Source organism: Buttiauxella gaviniae ATCC 51604 (assembly GCF_001654835.1).
Taxonomy (GTDB): Bacteria; Pseudomonadota; Gammaproteobacteria; order Enterobacterales; family Enterobacteriaceae; genus Buttiauxella; species Buttiauxella gaviniae.
In genome coordinates this window covers 418,207-440,275 of the sequence record NZ_LXEP01000031.1, presented here as the reverse complement: position 1 = coordinate 440,275, position 22,069 = coordinate 418,207, and the positions used below count along the sequence as shown (strand labels likewise).

Here is a 22,069-nt window from a genome sequence, read left to right as displayed (position 1 = left end):
GAAAACGCGGGCCGTAGCCCGCGATTTTTATGATGCCTCTATTGTGCCGGCAACCGGCTCGGGAGGCGGTGGTGCAAAGCCCCTGAGTCCTACAACATGGACGTGTTCATGATTCTGAACAACCTTACGTACCAACTTGTAGGTGGTGCCTTTTTCCGGGCTGATGTTCTCTGGCGCTGCAATGATCAGTTGCATTTCAAGTCGCTCACACAGCTCAAACAACGTAGCAATTGACTTCGCATCCAGTCGTGCCGCCTCATCGAGGAACAGTAAACGGCATGGGGAGATATCTTTACCACGCAGTCGGCGCGACTCTTCTTCCCAACTCTGAACAACCATTACCAGTATAGACATACCGGTACCGATAGCTTCACCGGTCGACAATGCGCCACTTTCCGCACGCAACCAGCCATCTGAACCACGGTTTACTTCAACTTCCATTTCCAGGTAATTGCGATAATCGAGCAGCTCTTCACCAATAGTTTGTGGCGTCCGCTGGCCCATATCAATTTGCGGATTCAGGCGTTGATACAGTTTCGCTAATGCTTCCGAGAAGGTCAGACGGTTGCTGTTAAACAGATCCTGATGTTGCTCATGCTGTTCTGACAGTACATCCAGTAATGTTGCATGCGTTTCACGCACGTTCACATTTAAACGCACGCTGTTTACCTGGCCAAAGGAGACGCTTTGCAACCCTTGGTTAAGCATACGGATACGGTTCTGCTCGCGCTGAATCGTCTTGCGAATGATGTTCGCCGCACTGCGCGAACTGATTGCCAGTTTTTGCTCACGAGAGGTCAATTCTTCCGTCAGACGGCTCAGCTCAATTTCCATCTGCTCAATAGCTTCGACAGGATCATCGGTACGGATAATATCCTGACGAATACGTTCGCGCAGATGCTGATAAACCGCGACAAAGAACTGAATTTTGCGCTCAGGTCGTTTTGGATCTTCTGACATACGAAGCACATCGCGCAGGTGTTCGTTATCCGCAACAGCAAGGCGCAAAGCACCCAACGCTTTATCCGAGATTGAACGAAGCTCGTCGCCGGTGACATAGGCCAACTCGCGGCGATGCAAACGACGCTCTACGCCATTTTCTTTCACCATGCGCATCACGGCACACCAGCCTGCTTTCGCGGTGACAACATGCTCACGCATTTCGAAATAGCTGCGCTCAAGTTGCTTGAGCTTGCGGATCAGGTTGTTCATTTCCGCTTCACACATGGTCAGCGCTTTTTCGAGCTGATTACGGCGTGAACGGTTATTGCTCAACGCCGTGTGCAGTTCATCTCGGCGGGCGCGTGCACGTTCTTCTGCCCCGATATCCGCACGAACGCCGATATCCTGCAGCTCTTTATGCAGGTCGGTTAACAGCTCTTTTTTGGTGTCAAAGGAGCTTTTCAACGACGCCATTAACTGGCTGAACTGACTCAGTTGCTGTGCATGGCTACGCAGTGCCTCACGCGAACGGGTACGCTCAGCTTCAGCATGCTCAAGGCGGTTACGCAGTTTTTCATTCAAATCGCTATTGCCATCGAGCATAGCGGCTGAGTCAGAGTAACCAAAGTGCGCACGACGCTGCACCACTTCGGTCAGTGCGAACGCCTGCTGGCGCGCATCGCGCTGAACTTGTTGCGCGTACTGATAATCTTCTTTTAGCTGTTCGAACTGCTCAGGGTCACTTTGCAATACCGAAGCCACAGCTTCGAGTTTAACCAACTGATTACCGAACTGATGGAGGAAACGCGCAGCTTCATCTGCTTCATCCAGACGTTCACGAATTTCGTCACAGCGATCGGCCAGAGTTTCGTCATTGAGCAAACTGATACGAGGCAACAGACGGTTAAGTTGATCAACCCCTTCTTTAGCCTGTTCAAATTGCTGACGCTGTTGCTGATTTTCATTTTCGTGGTTGTTGATAGCGCGTTCAACTTCACCACGACGAGTGTTGAGCTGACGAATTTCCACTTCTGGATCATCATCAAATGCCACACCCAAATGTTGCCCAATAAAGCGGCTAAATGACTGGTGTAAACGCTGAGATTTCTGAACATCAAACGACAAAGTCGCGAAACGTTCCGCCAGGGTTTCACGCTCGGCATGGAGGTTTTCAAGGCGATTCTCACGTGCTGCACGGCCAAACAGAGGCAACACTGGCAAACGAGAATAACGCCACTGGCGCTCGGCAGTTTTTACCAGAACAGCAGCATTAAGCTCTTCAACGGTAAACACGCTGTCATCGAATGAAGATGGGTCCCCTTCAATCAGATACAGGTCTTCCGGGCAATCTTCGAGATTATCCAGTTGATCACGAACCAGTGACAAATCTGGCACCACGATTGCGTGACGCGATGGGCCATACAACGCAGAGAAGTACGGTGCGTCATCGATGCTAATGTCGTCATAAATCTCTGACAACAACACGCCGCCAAAGCGTTCAGCCAAGGCATTTAAACGTGGATCTTCAGCGCCACCAGGTTGGCTAAGACGTTCAATTTCATCGTCGATAGCACGTTTACGCGCACCAACTTCATCACGCTCAACCGTAACTTCACGCTCACGCTCAAGCAGTTGCTGCATGTATTCAGTAACTTGCTGGCTGCTTTCAAACTGCTCATGGCTCTGCTCGCACAACTGTGTGAGGCTGGTTTGTGCCACAAGCCAGATTGGCGCGCGGCTTTGGAGGCGTTTAATACGAGACTGAATCTGCTCTTGTTCCTGACGCAAGTTGGCACGCTGGTCGCTGGCGTCTGAAACGCGTTGCTGTAATGTCTCGATGCGTTCAGAAAGTTCTTCGTGCAACACTTCCAAATCTTCAGGATCGAAGTGTTTGCCCTGACGCTTGCAGAACTCAGCAAACATGCGTTCGGCTTCTTGCTGTTCGCGCAGGCGTTGTTCAAGTTCATTAAGGCGCGCTCTGAGCGGCTGAACTTGTTCCATCAGGTGACGCTGGTTATTGCTGTCACGTAGTAATTCACGCGCAACATTCCAGGCTTCACTACGGCTCACTGGACCATTAATAGCAGTGACTAGCTGATAAGCATGCTCAAACTGGCTATGCGCCGTTTGTGCCACACTCATTTTCTGCTCAAGTGTCAGAAGTTTTTCAGTTGTTTCCTGCTCTTTCGCCTGGAATGTTTCCAGCCACTCTTCCGCGCTTTCAGCAGTCAAATCTGGCAAGTGACAAAGCGCACGCGCGCGTTCAAGTGCTTGCAATGCTTGCTGGTATTGAATAGCACGCGTCTGCTGCACATCAAGTGCTTGCTGGTAATCGGCCAGTTGGTTTTTCAGCTCGTCGACTTCCAGCTCGGCAGCTTCCACGCGGGCTTCGTTCTCTTCTTGCTGCTCTGAGGCTTCGGCAACAATTTCATTTTGTTCTTCGAGGCGCATCTGCAGTTCATCGAGATCAGCTTCGTAACGCTCGATTTTTTCCTGCTGGCGAATCGCCGTTTGCACCAGATTCAGGTGGTCACTGGCCGCCTGGTAATCTGTTTCCAGATCCCCTTCCGAGCCGCTGTGTTCAGCAAGCTCACGCGCCATCTCGACATGTTTGTATTGTTCAGCAGCCAGTTGCTTACGGCTGGTCAACAATTCACGGCGGAATTCGAGCGCCTTATCTAAATGAATGCGGCGTTCGTTGGCATGACGCATGTAGTCCGCAGCCACATAGTTGGTGGCTTCAGAAATCAAATGCTTAAACAGGTCACGGTCAGACTGGGTGACGCGAATCGCTTCAAGCGTCATACGGTTTTCACGCAAAGCCGCTTCCATATCCTGGAAGGCTTTACGCACACCGCCGTTTTCTGGCAACAGGTAGTCGCGCAGTGAACGAGTAATGGCACTGGAAATCCCGCCATACAGCGAGGCTTCAATCAGGCGATAGTACTTGCTACGGTCCGAGGCACTGCGCAGACGACGCGCGACAATACCCAAATCGAACATCAGCGAGTGGTAATCAGTAATCGAGTTGAACTGTTTAAATTGAACGCCTTCGATGGCTTCCACTTTATCTTTCAGTTCTTGCAGACTCAGAACGCGAGCCTGACGTTCGTTTAGCGTTTCCGTCAGCAACTGAGTCGGCTGAATAGAGGACGGTAAACCTTGAATCGCAAACGGCTTAATATCGACTTTACGGTCGCGGCCAGCCACTTGTTGCAGACGCACACCGACCACAACACGCTGATTACGTGAGTTGACCACATCGAGCAAGGAGTAGCAGACACCAGCTTTTAACTTGCCGTGCAGACCTTTATCACGTGAACCTGATGTAGCCCCCGCTTCGGTGGTGTTACGGAAGTGCAACAGTGTTAAGTCCGGGATTAGCGCAGTTACAAACGCCGCCATAGTAGTGGATTTACCGGCACCATTACCGCCAGAAAGCGTGGTCACCAGTTCATCTAAATCAAAAGTACGCGCGAAGAAACCGTTCCAGTTAATCAGCGTTAGTGAGCGAAACTTACCGCGTTCAATCATTCCTGTTCATCCTCCGCGTTATCTGAAGCCAATTGCGACTCTTCAGTTTCATCATTGAGTTGCAAACGAGTCTCTACCGGCATCGCTTCACCATCACGGATCATGCGGAGTTGCGCTTCACGCGCATCGTCGCCAGCACGTACATCGGCACCAAAGCGGAATACTGATTCGGTAATGCGGAATTTGCTGCTGTCATGGCCCATAAACCAGATCATACCAAGACGGCGTAAACGCGTTAATGAGGCACGGACTTTTTCTTGCAGCTTTTGACGGTCAAGATCTGAGCCAGTAGAACGGTTATTCACAAGCTTAAGCAGCTTGTTTTCATCCGCAAGCGTCAGCAGCTCATCGTACAGCTCAGCCTGCGTAAAAATACCTTCGTTCGCCAGACGTTCCGGACTCAAATAGAGGTAACAGAGAATCTTACCCACCATCATGTCCAGCTCAGATAGCACTGAGCGCGGGATCAATGTGGTGGAGCGCGGACGCAAATAGAAGAAACCTTCCGGCGCGCGAATCAACTCCACGTTATAACGGGTATAGAACTCTTCCAGTTCATCCTGGAAGTCCATCAAATAAGCATGATTATCCAGTTCATCGAGCCCAACATGGCGACCTGCGCGCAGTTGGCTATCGAGTGCTGGAAATAACGGATTGGCCAACGCCTGTGCCAGTTTTACTGGCATCACTTTTTCAATATTTGTTGATGACATGCGCCTGTACCTTGGCTCCGTAATCGTTAATTGCCTGCCACTGTGGCGGCAAGCCAGTAAAGTCTGCTTCAGCCACACCCAGACGTACTGCCTGGTCGACTACGATTCTCGCCACATCAAAATGGCGTGCGCGTGGGTATTGCGCCAGATAGTCCCGCATGACAACGCCTAAATCTAGTGGCACTTGTCTGGTTTTGTAGACCTGAAGTGCAGCCTCGATCATTGCGGCGAGTTGTTCACGGATTTCATTGAACTCTTCAAATTCCAGATCACTTGGCAGTTCGCCCATAACTTCATCGTCACGCAACGTCATTTCTTCATCGCGCATATCCAGCAGACGATCGGCGTTAGCGTAGGTCAGAGCCCATGGCGCATCGAAATAGTTTTGAACCGACACACGCAGGCGTTGCGCAAAGACGCGGTTTTTATCCATATCGATGGCGGTACGAATGAATTTATGAACATGGCGGTCATAGCCAATCCACAGGTCGATAGCCTGCTGGCCCCAACTGACGATGCGGTCGAGTTTGCTTTGCAGATCAAACACCAGACGGTCAACAAAGTGCAGATCGTCGCGGCCCAGAATCGAATCTTGAATACGCAATAAATTTGCCTGCAATTTATCGCCCGCAGCTTCCAGGGTGTCCTGCAACTCACGCAACGTGCCAGAAGTTTCCGACAACAGCATTTCGCAGCTGGAGATGGCCGCACGCCAGTCTTTGTTCAGCAGTTGCGCGATATCATCTTTAACCTGTTGCTGGTGTTCATCCATGATGCGCTGTGTGAGATCGATGCTGTCAAAAATCTCGGCGACGGAATATTTCAATGGCGCGAAAACGTTGCGGTGCCAGTGGAACTCATCACCGCCTTCATCCGCAGAGTCGGCTGCACGTTTCAATTCGCCTGCAACTATCGACAATTGCATAGATAAACGCAGCGTTGAAAACTCACGCTGGCGGATGTAGTAATCGGTAATGCCAATACCGAGGGGCGTAAGGCGATAAATGGCATTGCCTTCATTGATTTCACTGACGAAACGGTTGATCAAACGCTGGCGCACCATGTCATTGATGGCGTTGTTGGCACGAACGTTAATTGTTTCGCTGGTCTGATCAAAGCCTTCGCTCACGTAACGGAAAGCGTCAATCAGCTCGCCTTCACTCATTTCGCCGTCTAGCCGCTCACCGTTTAGGGTCGCGATCGCCAACAGAAACGTCAGACGCTCTGTAGGTAGCGAAATCGAGTAGTCATTTTTCCTGGCCCAGGCAACCAGCTCCGGCACTGTCTGGGAAACATCACTCATAATTTTTCCTTGGCTCAAGCGGCTTGATTGCTGTCACGTGGATATAACGGCCGAGGCTAACAAAAGGTTCCTGGCGGCAATAACGCGTTTCCAGTTCAAGCAAATTCTCAAAACCATCGTGTTGTTTATGCTTATCACGCAAGTAATCGTGGAATACTCGCACACCGGTTTTACCGGTAATCTGCCAGCCAATTTGCTCCAGCCAGTGATAGACCTGTTCTGGCTGTAGCGGATTGTCAGGCGAAAGCGTTTTCCGTTTGTTCTTTTTCATACCCTGAAGAACATATTCAAAGTTGCCGACAAACATGTTCCGCATCAGCAAGCCGTTAGCATTGTAGAACATCAGGGATAATGCACCGCCGGGTGCAAGGCAATCCCATAATGTTTTGAGTACGGCTTGCGGATCTACGACCCATTCCAGCACCGCGTGAAACAATATCAGATCAACCGGTTTTTCCAAATGTTGGCCAATATCTTGAGCGGAGGAATGAACGAAATGCATGTTGTCGCTCACACCTTTCTCTTCGGCCTGAGCCTGAGCCCGGGAAATCATCTCAGCGGAAACATCACAAAGCAGAACTTCGTGGCCCCGCTGCGCAAGACCACACGCCGTTTGCCCTTCGCCGCCACCCGCATCCAAAACGCGGATTTTTTCAGGCATGGTTGCCAGCAAAGCATCAAGGTCTTGCCATAAGATGGCTTGGCGGAGCTGTCCTTTGGTTGTACCGTAAATGTTGCGTGAGAACTTCTCAGCAATATCATCAAAATTGCGGTCACGCACGGGTACGGCTCCATGGGGGAAAAGGGTTCATACGAGAAAGTGGGTATTTTGGCACAGCTGCGCCAGGAATGAACCCGTCTGGTGTAATATCACCAGCGTTTGCCTACTATATGGCTAAAAAGGACCCATAATTCATGCTTTTTATCCTGAAAAAATTTATTGGTGGGCTACTGCTGCCTCTCCCTTTTTTATTATTGATGATGGGGGTGGCACTTTGCTTGTTGTGGTTCACTCGTTGGCAAAAAAGCGCCAAAGCGCTATTAAGCGTGAGCTGGTTAGTTTTACTGCTAATTAGCCTGCAACCGGTGGCCGACAAAATGCTCAAACCCATAGAAGATACCTACCCAACCTGGCGTGGTTCTGAGAAAGTGGACTATATCGTGGTACTCGGCGGCGGCTATACATGGAACCCAGAATGGGCACCAAGTTCCAATCTCATTAGCAATAGTTTGCCTCGTCTGGCCGAAGGGGTGCGCTTATGGCAGGCAAATCCAGGTGCGAAAATGATCTTCACGGGCGCCAGAGCAATGACCAACCCGGTGAGTACCGCTGAAGCGGGTGCGCGAGTTGCCGAAAGTTTAGGTGTACCGCGCTCGCAAATAATTACCCTTGATGAACCAAAAGATACTGAGGAAGAAGCCGCTGCGGTGGCAAAAACGATTGGCCAGCAACCATTCTTATTGGTGACTTCAGCTTCCCACCTACCAAGGGCGATGATTTTCTTCCGCAATGCCGGTTTGCACCCTATTCCTGCACCAGCTAACCAATTGGCAATTGAATCACCGCTAAATCCTTGGGAGCGCATAATTCCATCGCCAATTTGGTTAATGCATAGCGACCGTGTTGGCTACGAAACCCTCGGTCGCATATGGCAGTGGTTGAAAGGGCCGTCAGGCGATCCAGGGAAGTAAGTTTTTCGCAGCCACATCGAAGGCGGGTCGATTAAGTCGGCCCGTCTGTAGTAATTGCGCTACGCCATCCCACAGAATATACAACCAACGTCGCCACAGAAATGACTCCGCAACCGGAGCTCGTTGTAAATAATGCCACAGCAGGCTTTCTGACTGGCCGGGCTCAAACAAACGAAATATTTCATATTCACGCGGCGCCCAAAGCATGGTTCCAGGATTGACGATCGCCAGAAGCTGATCGCTACGCCCATCTTTTAACATACTGCTAAGCGTAAAGTTGCCATGCACCAGTACACAGTTGTCGTTAAAGTCTTCGAATAAACGCGGCAAACACTCGCGGGTGCGGAATAAAATGCGCCTGTCTTGCATCGTCAGGCCATTATTGGGGTATTGATTGATGGTTGCCCACAATGTTTCAACATGCTGCCGATACCATGATGGCCAGATATTTTCTTGTGTGTTGTCGACGTTGCCGACACATCCACGGCTATCGACGCGATGCCAGGCGAGAAGCCCTTCAACAATTTGATCTTTTAGATGATCCCAACGATCGGGGGTGCGAGTTGGCGCTTCAACAGGAACACCCCGTAGACGCTCCATTAACAGCACATCTGGCCCCGGCGTCTCGTCATGAGTCACCACGCCATAAACCACAGGCATGCGAATCGTTCCGGAACGCGCTAGCATGGATATTTTCCAGGCTAGCTGAGCTGCGAGCCCCGGAGTACTAAAACTTTTAGCCAGCAATGACATCGCATTGCCGTCACTGTCATACAGCGACCACAAGGTGCTATTTGGCTGTTCATTGATACATTCAATCCGGCTTAGTTTTTCACCCAGCAGATGACTCAATTCCTTGCGTAGCAACTCCATGACTCATTACCCCTGACAACACTGGTGGTTTTATAATGAGCCTGCGCACGAAAGTTGTCATCACCTCAGATCAATATGCCTTCAGATAATAAAAAACCGGCGCTCAGCACCGGTTTTTTTCTAAGCATTGATACCTGCAGATTAAATCATCGCTTGTCGTACACGTTCTAAATCTTCCGGCGTATCAACACCAATACTCGGGACTTCTTTCGCAACCGCAACATGGATTTTTTCACCATTCCACAGTACGCGCAACTGTTCGAGCATTTCGATTTGCTCAAGCTGGCTTGGCTCCCAAGTCACGTAGCGGCGGATGAAACCTGCGCGATAGCCGTAGATACCGATGTGACGTAAAAGGGAATCACCGATCTGTTCACGCGATTGTGCAAAGCGGTCTCTGTCCCATGGAATGGTCGCACGAGAGAAATAGAGCGCGTAACCCTGCGCATCCATCACCACTTTTACTGCATTCGGGTTAAACGCTTCTTCAGCGGAGTCGATTGGCACAGCAAGCGTTGCCATACCCGCCTGACTGTTCGCAAGATTGCTGGCAACCTGGCTAATGATCGCCGGTGGGATCATTGGCTCATCGCCCTGCACATTCACAATCACGGTGTCATCGCTAAAACCGCATTTTTCAATGACTTCAGCAAGACGCTCGGTGCCGGACTGATGATCAGCGCGAGTCATACAAACTTCGCCGCCCGCGGCTTCCACTGCACGAGCAACATCCTCATGATCGGTTGCCACAATGATACGTTCAGCACCCGATTCGCGAGCACGTTCCATAACGTGAACGACCATCGGTTTGCCATTGATATCTTTTAGCGGTTTGCCCGGCAAGCGTGTAGACGCGTAGCGAGCAGGAATTATGGCCACAAAACTCATGGATTTTTCTCGTCAGAGGTCAGAACTCGAGCTTCAGTCTCCAGCAGCACTGGAATACCATCGCGCAGTGGAAACGCCAGATGATCAGGTTTGCAGATAAGCTCCTGCTTTTCCTGATTAAAGTAGAGCTTGCCGTTACAAACAGGACAAGCAATGATTTCAAGTAATCGATGATCCATGGTTACTCCAGAATGGCTGCCATCAAAGGCAGCAGAATAACATAACTTACTCGCTCTCCGGGCTAATTTCCCAGCCTTCACCCCAGGATGCCGCTAACGTGGCGGGAATATTCCCGAGGCGAATCAAGGTTGCACCCTGCCAATGAGCAAAATCGTTTAGTGCCTTGTGTAAGCCGTTAATCAATGATTGCTCAGGCTTAATACCTTCTTCAAGATAGAGACTGATAATTTCCAGCTCGTCACTCTTGCGATGCATTTTGGCGTCCATTCTTCCCACCAACGCGCCTTGATGTAACAGCGGCAGGACAAAATATCCGAACTTGCGCTTAATCGCCGGGGTATAACATTCGAGGCGATAAGAGAAGTTAAACAGCACTTCTGCACGCTTGCGGTCCCAGACGACAGGATCGAACGGCGATAGCACCGCACTATGAGTGGCACGCAGGGTATTTTTCTCAGCTTTTTCCAGCAAAGGCCATAGATCGCGGTGCAACCACATTTCGCCAATTCCCTCGACATCAACGGGAATGACGATGCCCTTTACCTGCCATTGAGCTAGCAGTGGCTTGATTGAGACATGCTTCAGGCGATAATAATCAGCCAGCCATTCAGTACGAAAAATGCCAAGGCTGCGCGCGCTGTTTTCCAGCATTTGCTGTTCGGCATCGGCTTGCTGTATGAGGTGCAAATCGTCATTCCAGTTCGGCATCACCCGTGAGGTAAGATCGTATACACGCTGGAAATTGCGGCGCTCGACCACCATCACTTTCCCTGCGGTAAACAGGCCTTCAAGATGCTTTTTATGCGGTTTCCATTCCCACCAGCCGCTGGCACCTTTGCGAGGGTGCTCAAAATCGACAGAACGCACCGGGCCATTGATCTCGATGTGTGTTAAGAGTTTTTCGATCTCATCGGCGTGCACCACCATCCATTCCGCGCGGTATTTCCAGCCCATTTTTTCGGGATTGAGCATGCGGTGGCGTATCAGCGAAAAATCTTTTCTCGGTAAAAAACAGGCTTCATGCGCCCAATACTCCATCAAATAACCATTCACCAGCGCATCATCAAGCCAGGTTTGTGGGTAACTGCCTAATCGGCTGAACAGCACCAGGTAAGGGCTGCGCGCAACAATATTGATGGTATCAATTTGCAGAAGGGACATGCGGGAAATAGTGGCAACAACATCGGCGGGTTTAGCACGGCGACGAGGCTTTACTAATAAGCCTTGTGCCGCAAGGTGCAGATGACGTGCGGCACGTAAAGTCAGTTGCGGTACAGACATGGAGGATACCTGTCGTCAGCAAACTCAAATGCTGATGCAGTAACGTAGACTTATCGCACCAGCGCCAATAGTAACTGCAATAATTCGTCGGCCTGGGGTTGTGCAAGATGTGCGTCGACCGGCAAATACCACCAGTTATCGTGCCCTGTAACGAAAACACGGCATTTAACTGCATCTTTTTCAGTCATCAGTAAGGTTTGCCCCGGCTGGACTAATTTAACCACATCACTTTCACTCAGAGCCTGATGGTCTGCGAGGCTAACCGTATTAACTGGAGTCACGCCACATTGCTGCAAAGTAGCAAAAAAACGAGGCGGATGGCCAATTCCTGCCATGGCGACCACGTTTTCCAGTGTGTGTACAGGTCGGTGCTCACCAGTAAGTAAATTAACCGCATCGCCCGGGCGCAGCGTCATGGCTATTTCACCAGCCTGAGCATTGCCACCATTGGTGATAATTGCATCGACAGAAGCAAGGCGCCCCGTTCTCTCACGCATTGGACCGGCAGGAAGCCACCAGCCGTTACCGAACCGCCTGACACCATCAACAACCACAATTTCTTTATCACGCCCGAGGGCGTAATGCTGCAAGCCGTCATCTGTAATAATCAGCTGTGGCTGTACTTTTTCCACCAGCATTTGCACAGCATCATTTCGACGGGGCGCAACCGCTACAGCAGCACCAGTGCGTTGATAAATAAGGACGGGTTCATCGCCTGCCTGCAACGTCGTCGTGTTCTGGTCAAGTAACAACGGATAATGCTCAGATTTACCGCCATAACCGCGAGAAACAACACCAACGCGAACTCCGCGCTCCTGTAGCTGTTCGACAAGCCAGATAACAACCGGCGTTTTACCGTTACCTCCGGCAGTCAGGTTACCCACGACCACCACAGGTACCGGCGCACACCAGGTTTTTTTAAAACCTAATCGATAACTAAGACGAATAGCACCGCTCACCAGGCCATAAAGCCAGGAGAGCGGTAAGAGCAAAAGGTAGAGAGGAGATTTCCCCGACCAAATGCGCTCTATCATTGGCCGAATTGCATCCTGTGCAATTGCGCGTAAACACCGCGATGCTCAATCAGTTCTGCGTGTGGGCCACGTTCCACGATACGGCCATCTTCAACAACCACGATCTCATCAGCCTGTTCGATGGTTGATAGGCGGTGAGCAATAACCAGCGAAGTACGGTTTTTCTGGAGTTCATCAAGTGCCGCCTGAATAGCACGTTCTGATTCAGTATCCAGCGCAGAGGTCGCTTCATCCAGAATCAGGATTGGGCTATCACGCAACAATGCACGGGCAATAGCGATGCGCTGACGCTGACCACCTGAAAGCAACACGCCATTTTCACCAATGACAGTATCGAGGCCATTTTCCATTTTATTGATGAAGTCCATGGCGTAGGCCATGCGCGCGGCATTCTCGATATCGCTACGGCTATACTGTTCAGTACGTGCGTAAGCAATGTTGTTGGCAATCGTGTCATTAAACAAATGGACGTTTTGTGAAACCAGAGCAACCTGGTTACGCAAAGAAGATAAGGTGTATTCACGAATATCTACGCCATCAATGGTAATGCTACCTTCCTGAATATCGTAAAAACGCGTCATCAGGCTGGCGATGGTTGATTTACCTGAGCCGGAACGCCCCACCAGTGCCACTGTTTTACCAGCTGGAATGGTCAGGTCGATTTTACGCAGAGCAGGTATTTCACGACCAGGATAGGTAAAGGTCACGTCACGGAATGCAACATCACCTTTCGCACGTTCAATGACGCGAGTTCCTTCGTCTTTCTCTTGCTCGGAATCGAGAATTGAGAACAGAGTCTGGCATGCCGCCATACCGCGCTGGAACTGGGCGTTGACGTTAGTCAGCGATTTCAGTGGGCGCATCAGGGCAATCATAGAAGAGAACACAACGGTGATAGTACCCGCTGTCAGCGTTTCCATGACACTTGGGAAGCTTGCCGCATAAATCACGAACGCCAGCGCCAGAGATGCAATCAGCTGAATAATCGGGTCAGAAATAGACGAAGCAGATACCAGTTTCATACCCTGGCGACGCATACGGTTACTGACTTTGTTGAAACGCTCGGTTTCCACTTCCTGACCGCCAAAAATCAATACTTCTTTGTGGCCTTTCAGCATCTGCTCTGCACTGGTCGTTACCTGCCCCATCGTGTTTTGCATATTTTTGCTGATATTACGGAAACGTTTGGAGACCATGCGAATAGCAAAGGAAACGATAGGCGCAAGGACTATCAGGATCAGCGAAAGCTGCCAGCTATACCAGAACATCAGCACGAATAGGCCAATGATGGAGGCGCCTTCACGTACAACTGTTATCAATGCGCTAGATGAAGATGACGCAACTTGTTCAGAGTCGTAGGTAATACGGGAAAGCAGTGTACCTGTGGACTGTTGATCAAAGAACGAAACTGGCATTCCCATCATATGGCTGAACAAGCGACGACGCATGTTCATTACTACCTGCCCTGAAACCCAGGAAATGCAATAGCTTGAGACATAGCTTGTGATACCGCGCATCACCATAAGCCCGATGACAACCAGTGGCATCCATAACAAAACGGATTTATCCGTTTTACCAAAACCATCATCCAGTAACGGTTTGAGCAGCGATAACATAAACGTATCGCTGGCTGCGTTGAGGATTAACGCAATCCCAGCCACGATCAGACCAGCTTTAAAAGGCGCAATCATCGGCCATAGACGGCGGAAGGTCTGCAATGTGGAGAGATCTTTATCGTTCTGCATTAAGTCGAACCAGCATTTGATGAAATAGCCGCATATTCTACCCATTATCCCGAGATACACCAAACCACTGATGATACCAACGGGGTGAAATTTGTGCTCTGAAGCTATTGATTTGCCATTTATCACTATTTATGTCGATAGTGAGTTGGCCCGATTGCGCGGTGTCATACCATTTGTACCCCTGCGACTGGTAACGTTGAACTACTTTTGCAGATGGCAAATGCCAGGCGTTATAGCGCGATGAAGAAGATAACGCAGCACTTCCAGCGACGGCACGTAACAAAGGTGCACTCGAAGATGTACGGCTACCATGATGAGGGACCTGAATAATATCAGCATATAAGGTACCCCATCGCCTCTTCAGCATAGCTAATTCCGCTTCCGCTTCCACATCTCCGGTTAATAAAATGCGAACGTTACCGTCACTGACCATCACCACGCATGAACCATTATTACCTTTCATGGCTGGCTGTGCAGGAGGCCACTGGACGGTAAATTGTAAACCCTGCCATTGCCATTGATCCCCTTGAAAACATGAGTGATGCCCTTCCCAGCGCAGCGGGCTGCGAATTTTTAGTGCTGGCCATGCACGTTGCAAACTGGGCAAACCACCACGGTGGTCAAGATGTTCATGACTGATGACCACTTGTTCGAGCGATAAATGGTGCCAGCGCAACCAGGGAATAATAATTTGCTGGCCTACGTCACCGTCAGGCCAGGCGTTGCCGGTATCGTACAGAAATACTTTTCCCTGCCGGACAATAGCAATTGCCAGCCCATGCCCTACGTCCAGCATAGTGACTTGCCACGAACCATCTTTTTCTTCTGTTCGCAAAGTGGGCATAACCAATGACACCATCAGAGCCATTATTGACAGGCACGAACTGCGCCACAAGGCTAAACGATGAATAACAACAGCTAGCCAACCACTCAAACTCAGAACCTGAAACCGTTTATCAACGTCCAGCCAACCTTCAGGCAGCAGAGAAAGAGCCTTGAAAAGTAGAGCCAGCAAGCGATCGACGCCCCACCAGAGATATTCTCCTGCCCACGGAATATCGGTAATGACCAGGCCTGCCAGCAACGCTGGGACCACGGCAAATGAAATCAGTGGCACTACGAATAGGTTCGCGATCAATGCGCTAAGACTCATCCCATGGAAAATTAATATCTGCAGCGGCATCAGTAAAAACATGATGCCAATTTGCAGATGCAATAAGGCTAATGGATATCGATAAAACCATTTTGCGGTCTTCAGGCTTCTAGGTAGTGGTATCCACTGATACCAAAAAATCAGTGCGGCTACGGCCAGTGCCGATAACCAAAAGCTATCTGACAAAACCGTCAGTGGGTCGGATATCAAAATCCCGCTTATGCAGCAGAGCCAGACCTCCCAACCAGACCAGTTTCTGCCTTTTAGCCGGAGCAATAGCCATATTATTACGCCAATGAATGCCCTTATCGCGGGTGGGTTTCCTCCTGCAAGCCAGGTATAAATCCCTGCGGCGAAAACACTGGCGATTAACGGTAACCTGAAATGAATACGGTGCGCCGGGAAACTCAGTTGCACTAAACGTGCAACTAACCACCCCATCATCGCTGCCAGTGAAATATGCATCCCTGAAATAGCCATCAGATGTGCGGTTCCCGTCTGGCGCAACAGGTTCTTTTGCTCGTCGCTCATTCCAGACCGCTCTCCAAATACCAGCGCCAGAATGATGCCCTGATAAGGCAACGACTGGGTTATGGCGGTGACATGAGCAAGCCAACGGGCACGCAAATTACAGCTTCCTGTCACGCTTTGGGCCGAGATAATACGCGCACTGAGCGGTTGGCGCTGAGCAAGCGCATAGCGTTGACTATCAAAACCCCCAACATTGAGTTGCCCGTGCACAGGGCGCAGATGCACTTTCATGCGCCAGCGCTGTCCTGCGCATGTGCTATTCGGGAAGTATTCTCCCCGAACTCGAATACCAACAGATGGGAAAACTCTTAGCCCTTCCAACGATACTATTCTCAACTCATGATTCTCTTTGCCATCGCTGCGGTCCATAACCGCCTCCACAGTTACGGGTTTGCCTGTCCACTTTTCGAAGGGTGCCAGGCTTTCTTTTGCATTGATTAGCGCCCAGCAAAAGCACAGCAGAATAAACGCGACATAACGCGCTAAGCGGTACGGAATAAAGGCAATGCATAAAGAGGCAGCGAGCAGCGCGGCTATAACTGGAAATTGTGGGATAGCGGCTAACCACATTAATGGCGCGATGCCGATAATTGAGCAAAAGCAGAACCCTGTTAGATTCCTCACATGCACCTCCTTGTTACAAGGAGTTTGAGGCATCCTGGTATTGGCGTCTGTAGGGGGTTCTTAACTCTACGAGAAGGGTTCCAGAGCTTTAATGCTGGATGAAAAAATATTACAGAGTTTTGCGAGTGGCCTCGAAAACAGCCCATTCAGATATAAAAAAACGGCACCCGAAGGTGCCGTTCTTAAGAATCAAATCCGAAGATTTAATTGCCGTAAATGTTGGCGCGGTCACGTAATTCTTTACCTGGTTTAAAGTGCGGAACGTATTTGCCTTCCAGATCCACTTTATCGCCAGTTTTAGGGTTACGTCCGGTGCGAGGTGCGCGATAGTGTAAGGAAAAACTGCCGAAACCCCGGATTTCAATACGCTCACCTTGGGCGAGAGTAGAGGCCATATGCTCCAGCATCTCTTTAACTGCATCTTCTACAGCTTTCGCCGGGATGTGAGATTGCTGAGTTGCAAGTCTTTCTATCAATTCTGACTTGGTCATGATTCCTCCGGTTTCCTTTCAGGAAAATTAACTTACACCTATCAATCGAACAAGGGCGGCCGTAGCCGCCCTGATTTAGTGCTCGGACGATTACTCGCCTTTAGCTGCTTTGAATGCTTCAGCCATAGCGTTAGAGAAGTTCGGTGCATCTTCCTGTTTGTTGTTAACAGTAGCGATTGCATCTTTCTCGTCAGCTTCGTCTTTAGCACGAACAGACAGGCTCACAACACGGTTTTTACGGTCAACGCCGGTGAATTTAGCTTCAACGTCGTCGCCTACGCTCAGAACCAGAGTTGCATCTTCAACGCGGTCACGGGAAGCTTCAGAAGCACGCAGGTAGCCTTCTACGCCATCTGCTAATTCAACTGTAGCACCTTTCGCGTCAACTGCTGTTACTTTACCAGTAACGATAGTACCTTTCTTGTTCAGTGCAACGTAGTTGTTGAACGGATCTTCTGCGAGTTGTTTAACACCCAGGGAGATACGCTCACGTTCTGCGTCAACTTGCAGAACCACAGCCGCGATTTCGTCGCCTTTCTTGTATTCACGAACTGCTTCTTCGCCTGCAACGTTCCAGGAGATATCAGACAGGTGAACCAGGCCGTCGATGCCACCGTCCAGGCCGATGAAGATACCGAAGTCAGTGATAGACTTGATTTTACCTTCAACGCGGTCGCCCTTGTTGTGGGTTTCAGCGAACAGCTGCCATGGGTTAGATTTGCACTGCTTCAGACCCAGGGAGATACGACGACGTTCTTCGTCGATATCCAGAACCATAACTTCCACTACATCACCAACGTTAACAACTTTGGATGGGTGGATGTTTTTGTTGGTCCAATCCATTTCGGAAACGTGAACCAGGCCTTCAACGCCTTCTTCGATTTCTACGAAGCAGCCGTAATCAGTCAGGTTAGTCACGCGACCAGTCAGTTTGGTACCTTCTGGATAACGCTTAGCGATTGCGACCCATGGATCTTCGCCCAGTTGTTTCAGACCCAGAGACACACGAGTACGCTCACGGTCGAACTTCAGTACTTTAACGGTAATTTCATCGCCAACATTCACGATTTCGCTTGGATGCTTAACGCGTTTCCATGCCATATCAGTGATGTGCAGCAGGCCGTCAACGCCGCCCAGATCAACGAATGCACCGTAGTCAGTAAGGTTCTTAACGATACCTTTAACTTCCATGCCTTCTTGCAGGTTTTCCAGCAGTTGATCACGTTCTGCGCTGTTTTCGGATTCGATAACTGCACGACGAGAAACAACAACGTTGTTACGCTTCTGGTCCAGCTTGATGACTTTGAACTCAAGCTCTTTGCCTTCCAGGTGCAGAGTGTCACGTACCGGACGAACATCTACCAGTGAACCTGGCAGGAACGCACGAATACCGTTCAGCTCTACAGTGAAGCCACCCTTAACTTTGCCGTTGATGATACCGACCACAGTTTCAGCTTCTTCGTAAGCTTTTTCCAGCGTGATCCAAGCTTCGTGACGCTTAGCTTTTTCACGGGACAGCAGAGTTTCGCCAAAGCCATCTTCAACAGCGTCCAGAGCAACATCAACTTCGTCACCAACCTGGATTTCCAGTTCGCCAGCAGCATTTTTGAACTGCTCAATCGGAATTGCAGATTCAGATTTCAGACCGGCGTCAACCAGTACTACGTCTTTATCGATAGAAACTACAACACCGCGAACGATGGAACCCGGACGGGTTTCGATTGTTTTAAGGGATTCTTCAAAGAGTTGAGCGAAAGATTCAGTCATGTTGTTAATCTTCAAGGTTCTTTAGTTTAACGTCCATTTAGCATCCCGCCGAATGGGGTTGTTTCACATACCCCGCCATTGGCTCCATGCCGACAGGGTTTAGGTTACAGGGGTAAAAATCTACCCGATATGTCAGGATACCACTATGGCAATATCATGACAAATATGACAAAACAGACACCAGCACAATATTGACTATTGAGCTGGTGTTAAAATTTTCTGCGCGTATGTCAGCGCTTGTTTGATGACTTCGTCAATTGACATGCTGGTTGAATCCAGCACCAACGCATCTGCGGCTGGCACTAACGGTGCTACTGCACGGTTACGGTCACGATCATCACGTTCTTTAATTTCTGCCAAAAGGCGCTCAAAGTTAACACTAAAGCCCTTCTCCTGCAACTGCAGCATACGCCTTTGGGCACGCTCTTCAGATGAGGCATCAAGGAAGATTTTTACCGGTGCATCAGGGAAAACGACTGTTCCCATATCACGTCCATCAGCAATCAGGCCAGGAGCCTCTCTGAACGCACGCTGACGGCGTAACAACGCCTCACGTACACGAGGAAAAGCGGCAACCTGAGAAGCTGCATTTGCCACGTCCTGCGTACGGATTTCCGCGCTGACGTCTTCTCCTTCAAGAATGACTTCCAGCTCGCCATTGTTGGCAACAAAGCGCACATCAAGATGTGCCGCCAGTGGAACCAGGGCATCTTCAGATGTAACGTCAACCTGGTGATGCAAAGCCGCTAATGCCAGAACTCGATAAATGGCTCCAGAATCAAGAAGATGCCATTGCAACGCTTCCGCCATGGCCTTACAAAGCGTGCCTTTTCCTGCGCCGCTTGGGCCATCAATCGTTATTACCGGGGCGGGTGCCGTCATCGTACTCTCCTCTCGCTGGAATTGCGGATCTAAAATATCAACGCCGCATATTATACGCCGCCAGATTACTGACCGTTATCTTTCCTGCCAATTATCGTAGTTAATGAGGCTGAGTGTAGAAGAATTGCGCAACTTGAGGTGGGGCTGGAAAAAACCAGCCCCAAATTCAGAGAGGTAGTTTATTTTTTATCTGCTGCTATGCGGTCACGGACATTTTGCGCACGTTCAGCTGATGGTGGATGTGAATCAAACATAGACTTCGATGTACCACCATCAAGCGTTGCAAGCTTAGCAAAACTGCTTGCCAGTCCTTGAGTATTGATTTTGCGTTTTTTTAGGAGATCATATGAGAAATCATCAGCCTCTGACTCTTCACTGCGCGAGAACGTCGCATTAACCGCCGCTTCGGCTAAATCACCAAGTTGTGACTGAGATAACTGTGATGCCACTCCGCTGGTTGCAGAAACTGCGTCCTTGGCCGCCATAGTGGCATAGGCTGTTTGCAGTTTTTCCTTTGAATGACCCAAGGCTACGTGACCCATTTCATGACCAAGAACACCTTCAACTTCGTTATCGGTCATCATGTCCATTAAGCCGCTGTAGACACGTACACAGCCGTTGGCCATCGCCCAGGCATTTATATCGCTGGTCAAATACACTTTATAATTTACTGGTGTACCGTCGACCTGATCCCCAAGGGCCTTGGCAATTTTGTTCAAGCGTTTGGCATATTTGCTGGATTTACCCGCGAGTTGGTTTTCACTATCTGCTTGTTTACAGGACTGGTTTGCCACTGCCTTAACATCCGCATCGCTGAGTGTTGCGGCTTTGAAGGCCGACATTCCGGACGATACCAGTTTATCGCCATTCATGTTCTTACACGCTACCAAAGATCCCACCATTAACACTGCCAATACTACCTTTTTGAAAGTCTTCATAGTTATCTTCCGTTGATGAGCTATACATGAAACAAATCATCGATTTGTTGATCAAATCGGACGTGAGATTAACAGTGGTACAAGCAGGTGCAATAAAAGCGGAGGTACGAAAACGGAGTTGATCTTATGCGGGATATTGAGAATTTACTCCGGCACTCAACGTTACCGGAGCAAATGGTGGTGCATTACTTGAGGGTGCTAATACGCGCTAACTGCTCAAAATAGTCCGGAAAAGTTTTCGCGGTACATTTCGGGTCAAGGATAGTTACTGGTGTGTCTGACAACGCCACCAGCGAGAAACACATCGCCATACGGTGATCGTTATAAGTGCCGATTTCAGCAACTTGGAGCTGAGCAGGTGGCGTCACAGTAATGTAATCTTCGCCCTCTTCCACCACCGCTCCGACTTTACGCAACTCTGTTGCCATCGCGCTCAGGCGGTCAGTCTCTTTCACACGCCAGTTATAAATATTACGCAGCGTGGTAGTGCCTCTGGCAAACAAGGCCGCCGTTGCGATTGTCATCGCAGCATCTGGAATATGGTTCATATCCATATCAATGGCGTTAAGTTCCCCGCGCTCACAGGAGATGAAATCATCGCCCCAGGTAATTTTTGCACCCATTTTTTCCAGCACATCAGCAAAGCGGATATCGCCTTGTACGCTGTTACGGCCAATACCCGTGACTTTTACCGTACCGCCTTTAATTGCACCAGCCGCGAGGAAGTAAGAAGCAGAAGAGGCATCGCCTTCCACCAGATACGCGCCCGGTGAAATGTACTGCTGGCCGCCACGAATAACAAAGCTGCGGTAATCACGGTTTTCGACTTCTACACCAAAAGTTTTCATCAGGTGTAGGGTGATATCGATATACGGTTTCGATACCAGCTCACCTTTAATGGTGATTTCGGTGTCGCTTGCCGCCAGTGGAGCAGTCATTAACAGCGCCGTCAGGAACTGGCTGGATACACTACCATCAACCGAAACCTGGCCGCCGCTAAAACCGCCACGCAAACGCAGCGGCGGGTAATTCTCCTGCTCCAGATAATCAATCTGAGCACCACCCTGACGTAATGCATCAACCAGATGACCAATTGGACGTTCTTTCATGCGCGGTTCACCCGTCAGCACGATGTTATTGCTGCCCAGACACAGTGCCGCCGCCAGTGGACGCATCGCCGTACCTGCGTTTCCTAAGAACAGTTCCAGCTCGCCTGACGCTTGCAGTGGACCACCCATGCCAGTCACTTCGCAACGCGTGCGGTCAGCAGAAAGCGTATAGCTCACGCCCAGTGCTTTCAGCGCGTTAAGCATATGACGCACATCGTCGCTATCCAGCAAATTAGTCAGTTCAGTGGTGCCATTAGCCAGCGCTGCCAGCAACAGAGCTCGGTTAGAGACACTTTTTGAACCAGGAAGATTAATTGTGCCGTCGACAAGGGCGATGGGTTGTAACGTCAGGGATTCCAGCATGGGGAAAATACTCTCAACTCAAACAG

Annotated in this window: 17 protein-coding genes; 1 reads left to right on the top strand and 16 read right to left on the bottom strand. The window is 49.9% G+C overall.

Annotated elements, in window-relative coordinates:
• Positions 1–27 precede the first annotated feature (27 nt).
• The 4 genes from mukB to cmoM are packed head-to-tail and all read right to left on the bottom strand — an operon-like array spanning position 28 to position 7,273.
• A complete protein-coding gene (gene mukB, locus M977_RS17825; RefSeq protein ID WP_064517546.1) occupies positions 28–4,476 on the bottom strand; it encodes a chromosome partition protein MukB in 4,449 nt (1,482 codons plus the stop codon).
• Positions 4,473–5,189 carry a chromosome partition protein MukE gene (gene mukE, locus M977_RS17820; RefSeq protein ID WP_064517544.1) on the bottom strand — a complete coding sequence of 239 codons (717 nt, stop codon included), beginning with the start codon at positions 5,187–5,189 and terminating at the stop codon, positions 4,473–4,475. The genes mukB and mukE overlap by 4 nt, the downstream gene beginning before the upstream one ends.
• The gene (gene mukF, locus M977_RS17815) at positions 5,170–6,492 is read right to left on the bottom strand and encodes a chromosome partition protein MukF (RefSeq protein ID WP_064517543.1); all 1,323 of its coding nucleotides are present in this window, start codon (positions 6,490–6,492) and stop codon (positions 5,170–5,172) included. The genes mukE and mukF overlap by 20 nt, the downstream gene beginning before the upstream one ends.
• Positions 6,485–7,273 (bottom strand): tRNA uridine 5-oxyacetic acid(34) methyltransferase CmoM, encoded by a 789-nt coding sequence (gene cmoM / locus M977_RS17810; protein ID WP_064517542.1) that lies wholly within the window; start codon positions 7,271–7,273, stop codon positions 6,485–6,487. The genes mukF and cmoM overlap by 8 nt, the downstream gene beginning before the upstream one ends.
• A gap of 134 nt (positions 7,274–7,407) precedes the next feature.
• Here cmoM and elyC point away from each other — a divergent pair, with 134 nt between their 5' ends.
• Complete coding sequence (gene elyC / locus M977_RS17805) at positions 7,408–8,184, top strand: envelope biogenesis factor ElyC (protein WP_064517541.1); 777 nt, start codon at positions 7,408–7,410, stop codon at positions 8,182–8,184.
• On the opposite strand, the gene M977_RS17800 is transcribed toward elyC, so the two are convergent.
• The 12 genes from M977_RS17800 to aroA form a co-directional block, all read right to left on the bottom strand.
• On the bottom strand, positions 8,164–9,057 hold the full coding sequence (locus tag M977_RS17800) for a YcbJ family phosphotransferase (protein ID WP_064517538.1): 894 nt from the start codon (positions 9,055–9,057) through the stop codon (positions 8,164–8,166). The genes elyC and M977_RS17800 overlap by 21 nt on opposite strands.
• A 141-nt stretch (positions 9,058–9,198) precedes the next feature.
• A complete protein-coding gene (gene kdsB / locus M977_RS17795; RefSeq protein ID WP_064517535.1) occupies positions 9,199–9,945 on the bottom strand; it encodes a 3-deoxy-manno-octulosonate cytidylyltransferase in 747 nt (248 codons plus the stop codon).
• On the bottom strand, positions 9,942–10,124 hold the full coding sequence (gene ycaR / locus M977_RS17790) for a protein YcaR (RefSeq protein WP_034456356.1): 183 nt from the start codon (positions 10,122–10,124) through the stop codon (positions 9,942–9,944). Before ycaR ends, kdsB begins: the two co-directional genes overlap by 4 nt.
• A 46-nt stretch (positions 10,125–10,170) precedes the next feature.
• Entirely contained in the window at positions 10,171–11,406 is a 1,236-nt protein-coding gene (locus M977_RS17785; RefSeq protein ID WP_064517532.1) for a winged helix-turn-helix domain-containing protein, read from the bottom strand.
• A gap of 50 nt (positions 11,407–11,456) precedes the next feature.
• Positions 11,457–12,440, bottom strand: coding sequence for a tetraacyldisaccharide 4'-kinase (gene lpxK / locus M977_RS17780; protein WP_064517529.1), 984 nt, complete (start codon positions 12,438–12,440; stop codon positions 11,457–11,459).
• Positions 12,437–14,185 (bottom strand): lipid A ABC transporter ATP-binding protein/permease MsbA, encoded by a 1,749-nt coding sequence (msbA, locus tag M977_RS17775; protein ID WP_064517525.1) that lies wholly within the window; start codon positions 14,183–14,185, stop codon positions 12,437–12,439. The genes lpxK and msbA overlap by 4 nt, the downstream gene beginning before the upstream one ends.
• Before the next feature lie 37 nt (positions 14,186–14,222).
• Positions 14,223–16,493, bottom strand: a complete 2,271-nt coding sequence (locus tag M977_RS17770; protein ID WP_280643832.1) for a ComEC family protein — start codon at positions 16,491–16,493, stop codon at positions 14,223–14,225.
• A gap of 203 nt (positions 16,494–16,696) precedes the next feature.
• Positions 16,697–16,984: an integration host factor subunit beta gene (gene ihfB / locus M977_RS17765; RefSeq protein WP_034456367.1), complete on the bottom strand. Its 288-nt coding sequence runs from the start codon at positions 16,982–16,984 to the stop codon at positions 16,697–16,699.
• Positions 16,985–17,074: 90 nt separating this feature from the next.
• Positions 17,075–18,751 carry a 30S ribosomal protein S1 gene (gene rpsA, locus M977_RS17760; protein WP_064517522.1) on the bottom strand — a complete coding sequence of 559 codons (1,677 nt, stop codon included), beginning with the start codon at positions 18,749–18,751 and terminating at the stop codon, positions 17,075–17,077.
• A gap of 195 nt (positions 18,752–18,946) precedes the next feature.
• Positions 18,947–19,633 carry a (d)CMP kinase gene (cmk, locus tag M977_RS17755; protein WP_064517519.1) on the bottom strand — a complete coding sequence of 229 codons (687 nt, stop codon included), beginning with the start codon at positions 19,631–19,633 and terminating at the stop codon, positions 18,947–18,949.
• 179 nt (positions 19,634–19,812) lie between these two features.
• A complete protein-coding gene (loiP, locus tag M977_RS17750; RefSeq protein ID WP_064517516.1) occupies positions 19,813–20,571 on the bottom strand; it encodes a metalloprotease LoiP in 759 nt (252 codons plus the stop codon).
• Positions 20,572–20,756: 185 nt separating this feature from the next.
• Entirely contained in the window at positions 20,757–22,040 is a 1,284-nt protein-coding gene (gene aroA, locus M977_RS17745) for a 3-phosphoshikimate 1-carboxyvinyltransferase (RefSeq protein ID WP_064517686.1), read from the bottom strand.
• Positions 22,041–22,069 lie beyond the last annotated feature (29 nt).